At 66.3% G+C, this 14989-nt stretch carries 11 protein-coding genes; 2 read left to right on the forward strand and 9 right to left on the reverse strand.

The genetic code is table 11. From position 1 onward, the window contains the following. Window positions 1-72: 72 nt before the first annotated feature. The 9 genes from parE to ACMVY4_RS08975 all read right to left on the reverse strand — a co-directional run bounded on the left by parE (window position 73) and on the right by ACMVY4_RS08975 (window position 9813). On the reverse strand, window positions 73-2037 hold the full coding sequence (parE, locus tag ACMVY4_RS08935) for a DNA topoisomerase IV subunit B (protein WP_416899812.1): 1965 nt from the start codon (window positions 2035-2037) through the stop codon (window positions 73-75). A 208-nt stretch (window positions 2038-2245) separates the two neighbouring features. Further along, window positions 2246-3445 carry an O-succinylhomoserine sulfhydrylase gene (gene metZ, locus ACMVY4_RS08940; protein ID WP_416899813.1) on the reverse strand — a complete coding sequence of 400 codons (1200 nt, stop codon included), beginning with the start codon at window positions 3443-3445 and terminating at the stop codon, window positions 2246-2248. After that, window positions 3442-3900, reverse strand: coding sequence for a rhodanese-like domain-containing protein (locus ACMVY4_RS08945; RefSeq protein ID WP_416899814.1), 459 nt, complete (start codon window positions 3898-3900; stop codon window positions 3442-3444). The genes metZ and ACMVY4_RS08945 overlap by 4 nt, the downstream gene beginning before the upstream one ends. Then, entirely contained in the window at window positions 3879-4607 is a 729-nt protein-coding gene (locus tag ACMVY4_RS08950; protein WP_416899815.1) for a phosphoadenylyl-sulfate reductase, read from the reverse strand. The genes ACMVY4_RS08945 and ACMVY4_RS08950 overlap by 22 nt, the downstream gene beginning before the upstream one ends. Before the next feature lie 32 nt (window positions 4608-4639). Then, window positions 4640-5146 carry a DUF934 domain-containing protein gene (locus ACMVY4_RS08955; RefSeq protein ID WP_416899816.1) on the reverse strand — a complete coding sequence of 169 codons (507 nt, stop codon included), beginning with the start codon at window positions 5144-5146 and terminating at the stop codon, window positions 4640-4642. Beyond that, complete coding sequence (locus ACMVY4_RS08960) at window positions 5133-6788, reverse strand: nitrite/sulfite reductase (RefSeq protein ID WP_416899817.1); 1656 nt, start codon at window positions 6786-6788, stop codon at window positions 5133-5135. The genes ACMVY4_RS08955 and ACMVY4_RS08960 overlap by 14 nt, the downstream gene beginning before the upstream one ends. A gap of 151 nt (window positions 6789-6939) precedes the next feature. After that, window positions 6940-7221 carry a DUF2849 domain-containing protein gene (locus ACMVY4_RS08965; protein WP_416899818.1) on the reverse strand — a complete coding sequence of 94 codons (282 nt, stop codon included), beginning with the start codon at window positions 7219-7221 and terminating at the stop codon, window positions 6940-6942. Between the two features lie 21 nt (window positions 7222-7242). Next, on the reverse strand, window positions 7243-8652 hold the full coding sequence (gene cysG, locus ACMVY4_RS08970; protein ID WP_416899819.1) for a siroheme synthase CysG: 1410 nt from the start codon (window positions 8650-8652) through the stop codon (window positions 7243-7245). 378 nt (window positions 8653-9030) lie between these two features. Further along, entirely contained in the window at window positions 9031-9813 is a 783-nt protein-coding gene (locus ACMVY4_RS08975) for a methyltransferase domain-containing protein (RefSeq protein WP_416899820.1), read from the reverse strand. 67 nt (window positions 9814-9880) lie between these two features. On the opposite strand from ACMVY4_RS08975, the gene ACMVY4_RS08980 reads away from it, so the two are divergent. Continuing rightward, window positions 9881-10672: an enoyl-CoA hydratase/isomerase family protein gene (locus tag ACMVY4_RS08980; protein WP_416899821.1), complete on the forward strand. Its 792-nt coding sequence runs from the start codon at window positions 9881-9883 to the stop codon at window positions 10670-10672. 208 nt (window positions 10673-10880) lie between these two features. Continuing rightward, window positions 10881-14957 carry a calcium-binding protein gene (locus ACMVY4_RS08985; protein WP_416899822.1) on the forward strand — a complete coding sequence of 1359 codons (4077 nt, stop codon included), beginning with the start codon at window positions 10881-10883 and terminating at the stop codon, window positions 14955-14957. The last annotated feature ends 32 nt before the right edge of the window (window positions 14958-14989 follow it).

Raw genomic sequence — 14989 nt, forward strand, 5'->3', positions numbered from 1 at the left:
CGGGCTTGACCCGAGGACCTTGTCTTGCCGTTCGCACCAAGCCTCCGGAACGAGCCCGAAGGCGGAAGGGTCTCAGATGTCCACGTCCTCGACGAAGCGGGCGCGTTCCTGGATGAATTCGAGCCGCTTCTCCGGCTTCCGGCCCATCAGGCGCTCGATGAGTCCGGCGGCCTCCGGGCGTTCCTCGGCCGGTACGTCGACCAGCAGCAGCCGGCGGCGCTTCGGGTCCATCGTGGTTTCCTTCAGCTGGCCGGGCGGCATCTCGCCCAGACCCTTGAAGCGGCTGACCTCGACCTTCCCCTTGCCCTTGAACTCGGTCTGCAGCAGTTCCTCGCGGTGGGCGTCGTCGATGGCGTAGAGCGTCTTGCCGCCCTGGGTCAGACGGTAGAGCGGCGGGCAGGCGAGGTAGAGCCGGCCGTCATCGACTAGCCCCGGCATCTCGCGGAAGAAGAAGGTCATCAGCAACGCCGCGATATGCGCGCCGTCGACATCGGCGTCGGTCATGATGATGACCTTGCCGTAGCGCAGATCCTCCAGATTGAAGCTCTTGCCCATGCCGCAGCCGAGCGCGAGGGCGAGGTCGGAGAGCTCCTGGTTCTGCGCCAGCTTCTCGGCGCCGGCGCTCATCACGTTCAGGATCTTGCCTCTGAGCGGCAGGATCGCCTGGGTCTCGCGCATCCTGGCCGATTTGGCCGAGCCGCCGGCCGAGTCACCCTCGACAATGAAGAGCTCCGTCGTCTCGCGCTGGCTGGCGGTGCAGTCGGCCAGCTTGCCGGGCAGGCGCAGCTTCCGCGTTGCGGTCTTGCGGCTGACTTCCTTTTCCTTGCGCCGGCGCTGCCGTTCCTCGGCGCGCTCGATGGCCTTTTCCAGCAGCCGCTCGGCGACCTTCGGGTTGCCAGAGAGCCAGTGGTCGAAGTGATCCTTGACCACGTTCTCGACCAGCCGCGTCGCCTCTGGCGTGGTCAGCTTTTCCTTGGTCTGGCCCTGGAACTGCGGGTCCTTGATGAAGATGGAGAGCAGGCCCGCCGCGCCGCCCAGCGCGTCCTCGGCGGTGATCTGCGCCGCCTTCCTGTTGTTCGTCAGTTCGCCATAGGCCTTCAGCCCGCGCGAGATGGCCGAGCGGAAGCCGTTCTCGTGGGTCCCGCCGAGAGGCGTGGGAATGGTGTTGCAGTAGCTCGAGGCCCAGCCGTCGCCCCATTCCAGCCACTGCATGGCCCATTCGGCGCGGCCCTTGCCGTCGGCCAGTTCGACGCGGCCGGCGAAGGGATCGGGCGAGACCGTCGCCTGCGCGCCAAGGCTGTCGGACAGGTAGTCCGCCAGACCGCCTGGAAAATGCAGCACGGCTTCGGCGGGCGTGTCGTCGGTGATCAGCGACGGATCGGCCTTCCAGCGGATCTCGACACCCGGATGCAGATAGGCCTTCGACCGCGCCATCTTGTAGATGCGGGCCGGCTTCAGATGCGCCTTCTCGCCGAAGATCTGCGGGTCGGGATGGAAGCGGACGCGCGTACCGCGGCGGTTCTGGACAGGCCCGAGATCGGCCAGCTTGCCCTGCGGGAGGCCGCGCCTGAAGGTCTGCTGCCAGAGGCGGCGTTCGCGGGCCACCTCGACCACCATCTCGTCGGTCAGCGCGTTGACCACCGAAATGCCGACGCCATGCAGGCCGCCGGAGGTCGAATAGGCGCCTTCCTTGAACTTTCCGCCCGAATGCAGCGTGGTCATGATGACTTCCAGCGCCGACTTGTCGCGGAACTTGGGATGCGGATCGACCGGGATGCCGCGGCCATTGTCGTCGACGGTGCAGGACCCGTCCGCCTCCATCGTGACCTCGATGCGGCTGGCATGGCCGTGGACCGCCTCGTCCATGGAATTGTCCAGCACCTCGGCGAACAGATGGTGCAGTGCACGCTCGTCGGTGCCGCCGATATACATGCCGGGACGCTGCCGGACGGGCTCCAGGCCCTCCAGGACGTCGATATCCTTGGCGGAATAACTGTCGTCGCCGCCCTTGGACGCGCCGGCGAAAAGGTCGCTCATGTCGTTCATCGAATCAGGCCGATTGGTGGATGGCGGCACCATATCAGGGGGGCAGGACAAAGTCGAAACACGAGATGTGCCGTCACTTTGCAGTCAGGTCGCTGTTTTGTTGCTGTCCACGGGCTTGACCCGGGGACCTCATGTTGCCAACGCCCCGGAGGTGGAGAGCTGAGACCCTCGGGTCAAGCCCGAGGGATACAGGGTCCAATCAACCGCAGTTCGTCAGCGCCTGGGTGAAGTCGGCCTTCAGGTCTTCCAGGCCCTCCAGGCCCACCGACAGCCGGACGAGTCCCGGGGTCACGCCGATGGCCGCGCATTCGGCGTCGGAGATGGCACGGTGGGTCGTGGTCTCGGGATGCGTGATCAGGCTCTTGGAGTCGCCGAGATTGTTGGAGATGTCGACGATCTTCAGCCGGTCGAGGCAGCGGAAGGCGGCTTCCTTGCCGCCCATCAGTTCGAAGGCGACCAGCGTGCCGCCGCCGGACATCTGGCTCTTCGCCAGCGCCCGCTGCGGAAAGCTGTCCAGACCCGGATAGATGACGCGCTCGACACCGGCGAGCGTTTCCAGATGCGATGCGACGCCCGCCGCGCTCTGGCACATCCGCTCGACGCGCAGCGGCAGGGTCTCCAGCCCCTTCAGCAGCACCCAGGCGTTGAACGGGCTGAGCGACGGGCCGGTGTGGCGCATGAAGGGCATCAGCAGGTCGTCGACGAACTGCTTCGTCGACAGCACGGCGCCGCCGAGGCAGCGGCCCTGACCGTCGATATGCTTGGTCGCGGAGTAGACGACGACATCGGCGCCCAGCTTCAGCGGCTTCTGCAGCAGCGGCGTGGCAAAGACATTGTCGACAACGACGCGCGCGCCGGCGGCGTGGGCCAGCTTTGCGACGGCTTCGAGGTCGATCAGTTCCAGCGTCGGGTTCGCCGGCGTCTCCAGGAAGACGCAGGCCGCGCCGGGTCTCAGCGCCGTTTCCCACTGGTTGAGATCGGCACCGTCAACCAGAACCGTCTCGACGCCGAAGCGCGGCAGGATCTGGGTGATGATGTGATGGCAGCTGCCGAACAGCGCCCGCGAGGCCACCAGCCGGTCGCCGGCCTTCAGCTGCGCCATCAGCGAGGCGAAGACCGCGGCCATGCCGGATGCCGTTGCGAAGCAGGCTTCGGCGCCTTCCAGCAGCCGCAGGCGCTCCTCGAACATGGCGACCGTCGGATTGCCGTAGCGGGAATAGACGAATCCGTCCTGCTCGCCCTTGAAACGGGCCTCGGCGTCAGCGGCTGTCTCGTAGACGAAGCCGGAGTTCAGGAACAGCGCTTCGGAGGTCTCGCCCTCGCCGGAGCGGCTCAGGCCGCCGCGGACCAGCCGGGTCGCTTCCGACCAGGTCTCCGGATCGTCGAGGCGGGTGCTCACTGCTGCCTCCAGGGCAGATCGTGGTAGCGCCAGCCGCCGACATTGCCGCGGCGGCCCCGGTCGTCCTTGTCGCCCTCGAAGCCTTCGGAGATGTTGTAGCAATAGCGGAAGCCGGCCGCGGTCAGCGCCTTCGCCGCCGCCTTGGAGCGGACGCCGGAGCGGCACAGCAGGAAGACCGGCTGGTCTTCCTTCACGCCCTTGGCGCGAACCTCGTCGACAAAATCCTCGTTGATCTTCATCTCCGGATAACGCTGCCATTCGATGAACAGCGCGTCCTTGCCGGCGTCCGTCAGATCCGGAATGCCGACGAACTGCCATTCCGGCACCGTCCGCACATCGATCAGCACGGCGTTCCTGTCCTGGGACAGCTCGTCATGCACGTTCCAGGGGTCGCGGTCGCCCGCGTAGCCTTCACCCGACACCTTGATCTCCCTCAGATCGTATGGATGCCGCACTCGGTCTTGTCCTCGCCGCGCCAACGCCCGGCCCGCGCGTCCTCGCCGGGCGCGACGCGGTCGGTGCAGGGCATGCAGCCGATGGACAGGAAACCGTCCGCCTCCAGCGGATGGCGCGGCAGGTCATGCTTGTCGAAGTGGGCTTCTATGTCGTCGCGGGTCCAGTCCGCAAGCGGATTGAACTTCACGCGGCCATCGGCCGCCTCGATCGTGGGCAGGTGGGAGCGTGCGCCGCCCTGGAAGCGCTTGCGGCCGGTCAGCCAGGCGTCGTAGGGGCGGAGCGCCCGCTGCAGCGGTTCGACCTTGCGGATGTAGCAGCACAGACCGCTGTCGCGCTGGAACTGCATCAGGTCGCCGTCGACCGCCTTCACCCGGCGCGAATCGGGCCGCACCGACTGCACGCTGGTCAGGCCGAGGCGGTCGACCAGCTGGTCGCGGTAACGCAGCGTCTCACCGAACAGCCGGCCCGTGTCGACGAAGGTCACGGCGATGTCCCGGTCCACTTCGGAGGCCAGATGCAACAGCACCGCAGCCTCGGCCCCGAACGACGAGACCAGCGTCAGCCTGCCGCCGAAGGTGCGACAGGCCAGCTCGATCAGATCGTGCCCGCCCATATGGCCGAAGGCCATGTTCATCTCGTGCGCCTGGTTGGCGCTGCGGATCAGGCGTTCGGTGTCGGCGAATGGGAAGGGGCCGTGAAAGGACATGATATGCGCTCAGGTTCCTCGTTCGGTGGATATCAGCTCGCCAGGGCGACCGGCGCGGTGTGACGCTGGCGGTAGGCGGGGATGCGGGCGTCGGCGGCCGGCTGGTAGACATTGGCGAAGCGGGATGCCGCCTTCCGCCAGCTGTCGAGATTGACGTCGTCGGCGACGGCCACGACGTCGAAACCGCAGCGCAGCAGGTAGCCGTACTGATCGGCGATCAGCGGACCCTCTGCCCGGATCTCGCCGGTATAGCCGTGGCGGTCGCGCAGGATGCGGGCCTGGCTGAAGGCGCGGCCGTCAGCGAAGGCCGGGAACTGCAGCACAACGGCGGCGATGCGGTCCAGATCGCCGGCGAGCACCTCCGGGTCGGCGTCGTTCGGCAGGATCACGCCGACCGCGCCCAGTCCGCGCAAGGTCTCGCGTTCGGCCTGCCAGAGTTCCAGGCTGACCAGCTTGGCGCCGGGACGCAGCGCCTCTTCCAGCGTGTCGGCGACCAGCCAGCGGTCGCGGAGAAGCTTGCCGTTCTTAAGCAGCGCCATAGAGAGCCTCCTTGAAGGGATTGATGCCGATCCGGTCGAACGTCTCGATGAAACGCTCGCCGTCGCGGCGGTTGGCGACATAGGTCTCGATGATGGTTTCGATGGCGTCGACGGCCTCATCGGCCTCGAAGGCGCGGCCGACGATCTTGCCGACCGCAGCGTCTTCGTCGGCGCGGCCGCCGAGGGTGATCTGGTAGTTCTCCACCCCCTTCTTGTCGACGCCGAGGATGCCGATATTGGCGACGTGGTGGTGGCCGCAGGCATTGATGCAGCCCGAGATGTTCAGTGTCGCCTCACCGATGTCGTGCAGCCGGTCCAGATCGCCGAAGCGCTCGGAGATCGCCTGGCTCAGCGGGATCGAACGGGCGTTGGCGAGGCTGCAGTAGTCGAGGCCCGGGCAGGCGATGATGTCGCCCAGCAGCCCGATGTTCGGCGTGTCGAGATCGTGCTCGCCCAACACCGTCCAGAGATCGTACAGGTCATCCTGCTTCACATGCGCCAGCACCAGGTTCTGCTCGTGCGCGACCCGCAATTCGCCGAAGGAGTAACGGTCGGCAAGGTCGGCGACGACGTCCATCTGCTCCGCCGTGGCGTCGCCGGGAATGCCGCCGACGGGCTTGAGCGAAATGTTGGCGATGGCATAGCCGGGCTTCTTGTGCGGCTTCACGTTCGACTTCAGCCAGCGGGCGAAGGCGCGGTCCTCGAACTGCTTCGCGGCCAGCTTGCCGGAACGCGCCTCCAGCTTCTCGAAGGGCGGCTCGGCGAAGTGTGCGCGGATGCGGCGGACCTCGTCGGCCGGCAGTTCCAGCACGCCGTCGCGGATACGCTCCCATTCCTCGTCGACCTGGCGGGCGTATTCATCGGCGCCGATCTCGTGGACCAGGATCTTGATCCGCGCCTTGTACTTGTTGTCCCGGCGGCCGTGGCGGTTATAGACCCGCAGCATGGCTTCGAGATAGCTGAGCAGATCGCCCTCGGCGACGAAGCCGCGGATCAGCTTCGCGATCATCGGCGTCCGGCCCTGGCCGCCGCCGGCCCACATCTGGAAGCCGGTCTCGCCCTTCTCGTTCTTCACGATGACGATGCCGATGTCGTGCACCTTGATCGCGGCGCGGTCCTTCTCGGCGCCGGTCACCGCGATCTTGAACTTGCGCGGCAGGAAGGCGAACTCCGGATGGAAGGTCGACCACTGGCGGATGATCTCCGACCAGACGCGGGGATCGTCGATCTCTTCCGCCGTTGCGCCGGCGAACTGGTCCGCGGTGGTGTTGCGGATGCAATTACCCGAGGTCTGGATGGCGTGCATCTCGACCTCGGCCAGCTCGGCCAGGATGTCCGGCGTCTCTTCCAGCTTCGGCCAGTTGTATTGAATGTTCTGGCGGGTGGTGAAATGGCCGTAGCCGCGGTCGTAGACGCGGGCGATCCGGGCCAGCTTGCGCATCTGGTCCGACGACAGCATGCCATAGGGCACGGCAACGCGCAGCATGTAGGCGTGGAGCTGCAGATAAAGGCCGTTCATCAGCCGGAGCGGCCGGAACTCTTCCTCGGTCAACTCACCGGAAACGCGGCGGGCGACCTGATCGCGGAACTCGGCCACGCGGGTCGAGACAATGTCGCGGTCGATGTGATCGTACTGGTACATGCTCAATGGGCTCCAATAGCGCTGTGGTGCTCCGGGCAACGACCCGGAGCCCATTCCAGAGCAGTTCCGGCAATCGCCGCGGTGGCGCAAGCGCTCAGGAATGGGTCCCGGATCAGGTCCGGGACGGCGTGATGTCGAACCCGGTTCGTCATCACGCCGCCTGGGGCTTCAGGTAGTCGATGGACGGGCCGGTCGTCCGGATGACTTCCCGGTACTTCGTCGGGCGGATGCCCGTTTCCGTCCGTTCGACGGCAATCTCGTAGGGGCCGACGGCGATATGCGGCTCGGCCTCGGCCCGGGCCAGCAGACCGGCCATGGCGTCATTACCCTCGGCGATCTCGGCATCGGTCAGGCTTTCGGACCATCCGTCGGCGGTCAGGAAGATGACCACGCCGTCGTTGAGGCGGTTTGCGGTGATGGCGAAGAGCGACATGGTGCGTGTCTCCCCAGGGTCTCAGAGCGCCAGTGCGAGGCGTTCGATGGCGGTTTCGGCGGTGCGGGCGATCGGATCGCCGGTCACTTCACCGATGAAGATCAGGGCCGGCGAGGCGACGGCCTCGCGCTCCAGCAGGTCGGGCAGGTCGGCCAGCCTGCCGCGGATGACGCGTTGGTTCGGCAGCGTGCCGTTCTCGACAATGGCGACCGGGGTCTCGGGGCTGCGGCCATGCGCGATCAGGCGGGTGCGGGCCTGACGGGCCGTGTCGATGCCCATGTAAACGGCCAGCGTGTGTCGGGCCTGCGCCAGCAGCCGCCAGTCGATATCGGCCTCGCCGCCCTCGCGGCCCTGGCCGGACAGGAAGGTGACGGCGCTGGCATGATCACGGTGGGTGAGCGGAAAGCCTGCGGCCGCGGCGCATCCGGTGGCGGCGGTGATCCCGGGCACGATCTCGACCTCGATCCCCGCCGCCCTCAGATGGTCGGCCTCCTCGCCACCTCGCCCAAACACAAACGGATCGCCGCCCTTCAGGCGGACGACCAGATGACCGGCGCCGGCTTCCTCGGTCAGGATCCGGTTGATCTGGTCCTGAGTGCGGAAGTGGGCCGAGCGGGCCTTGCCGACATAGACCCGGCGCGCGTCGCGGCGGGCCAGATCCAGAATGTCGTCGGAGACTAGCCGGTCGTGCACGATGACATCGGCTTCCTGCAGCAGGCGATGCGCCTTGCGGGTCAGCAGTTCCGGATCGCCCGGACCGGCGCCGACGATGGCGACGCGACCGGTCACCTCGCCCGCTGCCGAGCGGTTCAGAAGCGCCAGCATGTCCCGGCGCGCCGCGCCTTCGTCGCCCGACAGGACCTGGCGGGCCGCAGCGCTGCTCAGGAAACGGTCCCAGAACTTGCGCCGCTGGGTCGCGGTCGGCAGCACGGACTTCACCGCGCCGCGGAAGCTGTCGATGAAGCCGGCAAGATCGCCCAGGTTCTTCGGCAGGGCGGTCTCGATCAGGCCGCGCACCTGCCGCGCCAGCACCGGGGCTGCGCCGCCGGTGGAGATGGCGACGGTGACCGGTCCGCGCTCGACGATGGCCGGCATGGTGAAATCCGACAGGGCCGGACGGTCGACCACGTTGACGGTCACGCCGGCCGCACGGGCCGCTTCGGCGATCCCGCGGTCATTGGCCTCGTTTTCCGTGGCGACGATGACCAGCTTTTTATTTTCCAGATCAGGAGTGGAGAATTCGCGGCTGATCAGCGTCGCACCGGCCGTGCGGGCCAGTTCGGCGAGCTCTGCTTCCGGCGCCGGCGTGACGATCGTGACCCTGGCTTTGGCTGCAAGCAGCAGCCGGAGCTTTGCCGTTGCGGCGTCGCCGCCACCGGCCAGCAGCACGGGCGCACCGTCCAGCTTCAGGAAAACGGGGAAGGACTGCATCAGGCGTTCCTTCCTGAAACATTCGAAAAAACAATGACTTCTGCGGCTTCAGCCGGGTCACTGCCTGTAATCTGGATGTCATTCATCGCCGTCATGGCGCGACCTCCGTGGCACACAATGGGCCCACGGAGATCTCTCCGTGGCGCTTTAGCAATTGATGACGCGGCGCAAGCTGCCCTATCAAATTCCGCGGGTTCGGAAGGCGGTCCGGACCAGGCCCGTCAGCGACCGTTCGAGGGTTCGTTGTCCCGTTGCCGGGCGTCGATCCATATGAACGTGCATCTGACATGGAGGAGAATTCGGTAATCCCCCATGTAAGTCAACAGGAATTTTTCTCCTGTCATGGAAAATCAAATTTTATACAGTTTGAAAGTGTTATTACGGCCTGCGTGCAAATATGAACATGCGGCGGAAGGGAAAGACGGTGACGCCGTCGGGCGCGGCCGGATAGGCCTGCAGCAGACGTTGTCCGTAGATCGCTTCGAAGGCCTGGAAATCCTCGTCCCCGAGCGCCTGCCGCACCGGCAGCAGGGCGGTGCCGCGCACCCATTCCAGCACCGGATCCGGGCCTTCCAGCGGCTGGGCGTATTCGACTTCCCAGATGTCGAGTTCGCCCGCGAGCGGCCGCAGCAGATCGTGATACCAGGCGGCGTTCATCGTGTGCTCGCCCAGCAGCTTGCCCTGCAATGCGGTTCGGAAGCGCGGTTCTCCGGCGACCTCCCGGATCAGGGCGTGGGAGTCGGCGTCGAAGTTGTTCGGCTGCTGCACGGCCAGGCAACCGCCGGGCGCCAGGGCAGCGTAGAGACGTGGCAGCAGCAGTCCGTGGTTCGCAACCCAGTGGATCGCGGCGTTCGAGAAGATCACGTCCACCGGGCCGTCCGGCGTCCAGTCGGCAATGTCGCCCTCGACGAAGGCGATGTCGGGGTGGGTCTCCCGCGCCCGCTGCAGCATCGCCGGGCTGTTGTCGATCCCGATGATCTCGGCGTCGGGCCACCGCTGTTTCAGCGGTGCGGTCGAGTTTCCGGGACCGCAGCCCAGATCGACGACGCGCTTCGGATCGTTCAGGGGGATGCGTTGCAGGAGGTCCAGCGCAGGCCGGGTGCGGAGCCCTGCCATGCCGCCCTTGAGGTATTGATGCGGATTCCAGACGTTGTCAGCCATGGGGTCTCCTTGTTTGACGCTTCTTGTACTGCCCCGGATAATTGGCGCACGAACCGGGGGGAGGACCATGAAAGAAGTTTTCTACGAATGTATCGCCTTCGAGCGGACAGGTAAAATCCTGACGGTCACGCTGAACCGGCCAGACGTCCTGAACGCGGTGAACAAGCGGCTGCATGCCGAACTGGCGAGTCTCTTCACCGATCTGGCCGACGACGAAGCCGAGGTCATCGTCCTGACCGGCGCGGGCAAGGCCTTCTGCGCCGGCGGCGACATCGACTGGATGCAGGAGGGGATCGACGATCCGGCGAGCTTCGAGCGCACCGCGACCGAGGCCAAGCAGATCGTCTTCGGCCTGCTGGATCTGGAGAAGCCGATCATCTGCCGCATGAACGGCGACGCCGTCGGCCTCGGGGCGACCATCGCGCTGTTCTGCGATGTAATAATCGCCCATGACGACGCCCGCATCGGGGACCCGCACGTGTCGGTCGGACTCGTCGCAGGCGACGGCGGCGCCATCATCTGGCCGCAGCTGATCGGCTATGCCCGGGCCAAGGAATACCTGATGACCGGCAAGCTGATGACGGCGCGCGACGCGGTGGCGATGGGACTGATCAACCACGCCTACGAAGGCGCGGCGCTGGATTCCGAGACGCGCAAGTTCGCCGAGCGGCTCGCCAACGGTGCGGGAAAGGCGATCCGCTGGACCAAGGTGTCGGTCAACATCGGCCTGAAACAGCTCGCTCACGCCATCATGGACGCCTCGATTTCCTACGAGCTGATGTCCAATCTCTCCGACGATCATCAGGAGGCGGTGAATGCCTTCCGGGAGAAGCGGAGGCCATCATTCACCGGCAGATGAACGGACCGGGCTGACGTTCTGTTGAATCCATTCCGCAGCGGAAATGTGGTAATTGTGACCATCATAACGTGATGGTTGTCCCGACCGGCCCGAAAAGGCCGGAGATTTGCGAAACCTTCAGCAAATCCGCGGTTATATGTGCCAGGCGTGCGGTATCGGCACAGATGACCGTATTCGGAACCGAGTTTGACCCAGATTGGGACATGTTATGGCGCTGGACTTTGGCAGCTTCTTCCGGGAGCTCTTTGAACGGATCGGCAATGACGACGATCAGGACACCCTGACCGGCGGGCAGCAACTGTTTGAAGAGAGCGAAGAGACCTCCGGCGAAGACTCCCTGTTCGCCGAGGAAGATGGCGGCGGCGAAAATGGCGGCGGTGAGGACACGGTCGCCGGCGAATCCGGAGAAGCAGAAGATCCGGTCGACGAAGCGATCGAGGGCGCGCAGTTGCGGCTGCTTTCCGACGAGCCCGAGCGGTATGTCGGCGGGAACCTCCGGGACAAGCTCTTCGGCGGTGACGAGTCCGAGTGGTTCGGATTCGGTGACGGCAATGATTTCGGCCGCGGCGGCGCCGGTGACGACACCCTGGAGGGTGACGAGGGCGACGACATCCTGCTGGGCGAGGACGGCGACGATTCCATCTCCGGCGGCCTGGGCGTCGACAAGCTGATCGGCAAGCTGGGCAATGATTCCATCTTCGGCGGCGAGGACAATGACGATGTCCGCGGCGGTCTGGGCCTCGACAGCCTCTGGGGCGGCGACGGCGACGACCGTGTTCGCGGCGAGGAAGACGACGACGCCATCTGGGGCGGCGCCGGTCGCGACACGCTGCGCGGCGACGGCGGCAACGATACCATCGAGGGCGGCGACGACGACGATACCCTCTACGGCTTTGACGACATCGACAGCCTGATCGGCGGCACCGGCAACGACATCGTGCGCGGCGGCCTGGCCAACGACCTGATCTACGGCGGCGATGGCGACGACACTGTGCGCGGCGGCGAGGATGACGACCTGGTCGAGGGCGCCGAGGGCGACGACTTCCTGACCGGCGACGCCGGCAATGACACGCTGGTCGGCGGCAACGGCGTTGACAAGCTGGTCGGCAATTCCGGCGATGACAGTCTGGACGGCGGCGACGGCGGCGACGACCTGCGCGGCGGCTCCGGCGACGACACGATCGATGCCGGCGCTGATGGCGACAGCGTCCAGGCCGGCGTCGGCAACGACCAGGTCGATGGCGGCACAGGCGACGACACCATTCACGGCGAAGGCGGCGACGACGACATCGTTGGCGGCGAGGGCGTCGACCGCATTTTCGGCGGTTCCGGCAATGACACGGCCGTTGGCGGCGCGGAAGGCGATACTGTCGCCGGCGGCGCGGGCAACGACTCGCTCTCCGGCGGCGACGGCGATGATTTCGTCGGCGGCGGCACCGGCGACGACACCATGGATGGCGACGACGGCGCCGATACGATGAATGGCGGCGTCGGCTTCGACCTGATTCGCGGCGGCGCGGGCACCGACAGCATCACCGGCGGCGGCAATGCCGACACCATCTTCGGCGGCGCCGACAATGACAGCATTCACGCCGGCGCGGGCAATGACGAGATCGACGGCGGCGACGGCGCCGACGTGATCATCGGCGGCACCGGCAACGACACCATGACCGGCGGCGGCGGCGACGACTGGTTCTATCTGAGCGGCGACGATTTCGGCCACGAGGTGGTGACCGACTTCGCCTCCGGCGACCTGGTCGATTTCTCCGGCACCAGCTTCGCGCGCGCCGATGTGACTTTCGAGCAGGTCGGTGAGAACACCGTGATCACCGCGGGCAGCAACACGGTCACGCTGCTGGGCGTCAGCCTGGACTCGCTCTCCCGCAGCGACGTCTACTTCAATGGCGACGAGGATCTGCCGCCCGAGGAGGAGGAAGAGCCCGAAGTCATCGAGACGCCCTCCGACGACTTCTCCGAGATCGAGCAGAGCGACGGCGCGCAGGTCGGCGATGGCGGCAAGGACCGCATGTTTGGCGGCGATGGCGACGACATCCTCGTCGGCCTCGGCAACAAGGACTCGCTCTACGGCGGCGAAGGCAACGACTCGCTCTTCGGCGGCGACAAGGACGATGATATCTATGGCGGCAACGGCGACGACCTGATCGCCGGCGGCGAAGGCAAGGACGACATCTACGGCGGCGAGGGCGTCAACGTCATCCACGGTGGCGACGACGACGACGACATACGGGGCGGCAACAGCCAGGACACCATCTACGGCGGCGAAGGCGACGACGAGATTTCCGGCGGCGAAGGCGAGAACCAGCTCTTCGGCGGCGAGGGTCGGGACGAGATCTCGGGCGGCAACTCGGCCGACACCATCATGGGCGGCGCGGGCAACGACACGCTGTTCGGCCGCGAAGGCGAGAACCAGCTGACCGGCGGCGAGGGTGACGACTACCTCTCCGGCGGCAATGCGGCCGATACCCTGGACGGTGGCGTCGGCGACGACACGCTGTTCGGCCAGGAAGGCCAGAACGTCATGTTCGGCGGCGACGGCAATGACGAGCTGACCGGTGGCAATGCCGCCGAGACCCTCGACGGCGGCGCCGGCAACGACAAGCTCTACGGCAAGGAAGGCCAGAACACATTCATCGGCGGCGACGGCGATGACGAGATGTTCGGCGGCAACGCGGCGGACACCTTCACCGGCGGCGCGGGCGACGACGAATACACCGGCGGCAACGGCAACGACGTCTACATCATCGACGATGCGAATTTCGGCGATGACGAGATCAAGGACTTCCGCAACGGCGACTCGATCGATTTTACCGCGGCCGGCATTACCATCGACGATGTCACCTTCACGGAGTCGAAGGGCGACACCTACATCCAGACGGCTGGCGGCAGCATCAAGCTGAAGGACGTCGATCTGGACGAAATTTCGGACGGCGCGCTGATCTTCGCCGAGGCGGGGGAAGCTCCGGCGGCGAAACAGGGCCGCGAGGCTGCTCCGGAAGAGGAACGCGAAGAAGTCGGCGACGAACCGGCGCCGCGCACGCCGCGGGGCGAGGATGCCTCCGGCATTGCCGCGATCGAGGCGCCGACGGCGCCGTCGGAGGACTTCTCCGACATCGAGGACGACCGCGACGCCGACGAAGGCGACAACGGGAAGGACAGGATCAGAGGCTCCAACAGCCGTGACGACATCCTGGTCGGCCATGGCGGCGATGATGAACTCGACGGTCGCAACGGCAACGACTCGCTGTTCGGCGGCGACGACGACGACGAACTTGAAGGCGGCAATGGCGAGGACCTTCTGGTCGGTGGCGACGGCGACGACGACCTCGACGGCGAAGAGGGCGCCAACACCCTGTTCGGCGGCGCGGGCGACGACAAGCTGGAAGGCGGCAACAGCGCTGATGAGCTCTATGGCGGCACCGGCGACGACGATATCGACGGCAAGGAAGGTTCCGGTCTGCTCGACGGCGGCGACGGCAATGACAAGCTCAAGGGTGGCAACAGCACCGACACCATCTCCGGCGGCGCCGGCAATGACGACATCGACGGCAAGGAAGGCCAGAACCTGCTGTTCGGCGGTGACGGCGACGACGAGATCGACGGCGGCAATGCCGACGACAGCATCTATGGCGGAGCCGGCGACGACGAGATCGACGGCAAGGAAGGCCAGAACCAGATTGCGGGTGGCGCCGGCGACGACCTGATCGAGGCCGGAAATGCGGCGGATCTGCTGGATGGCGGTGAGGGCAACGACACCCTGCTGGGCGGCGAAGGCCAGAACTCGCTGTTCGGCGGCCTGGGCGACGATTTCCTGCAGACCGGCAACGCGGCCGACCTGCTGAATGCCGGTGGCGGCAATGACCGCATCGAGGCCGGCCATGGCGACGACACGCTGATCGGGCGCGGCGGCGACGACACGCTGATCGGCGGCGGCGGGCGCGACACCTACGTCTTCGACGCCAATGACGGCGACGACAATGACGACGTCATCTTCGACAGCGGCAGCGGCAATTCGCTGGATCTGTTCGACACCGGACAGGAAGACGGGCTGTCGCTGGACGAGGTCGCTTTCCGCGACAATGGCGACGGCACCTGGACCGCAAATTTCCCCGACGGCGGCGGCACCATCACCTTCGATCCCAGCGTGGTCACCGAGATCAACCTGATGGACGGTCTCGGCGATCCGGGCACGGTGCTGAATTACAGCAACCAGTCCGGCAGCTACGACGTGGTTTCCGGCGACGGCGGCGAACTGGTCTTCCTGTAGGATCAGCCCTGCGCCGGAGCGCATTGATCCCG

The sequence above is a fragment of the Minwuia sp. genome (assembly GCF_048007105.1).
Taxonomy (GTDB): domain Bacteria; phylum Pseudomonadota; class Alphaproteobacteria; order Minwuiales; family Minwuiaceae; genus Minwuia.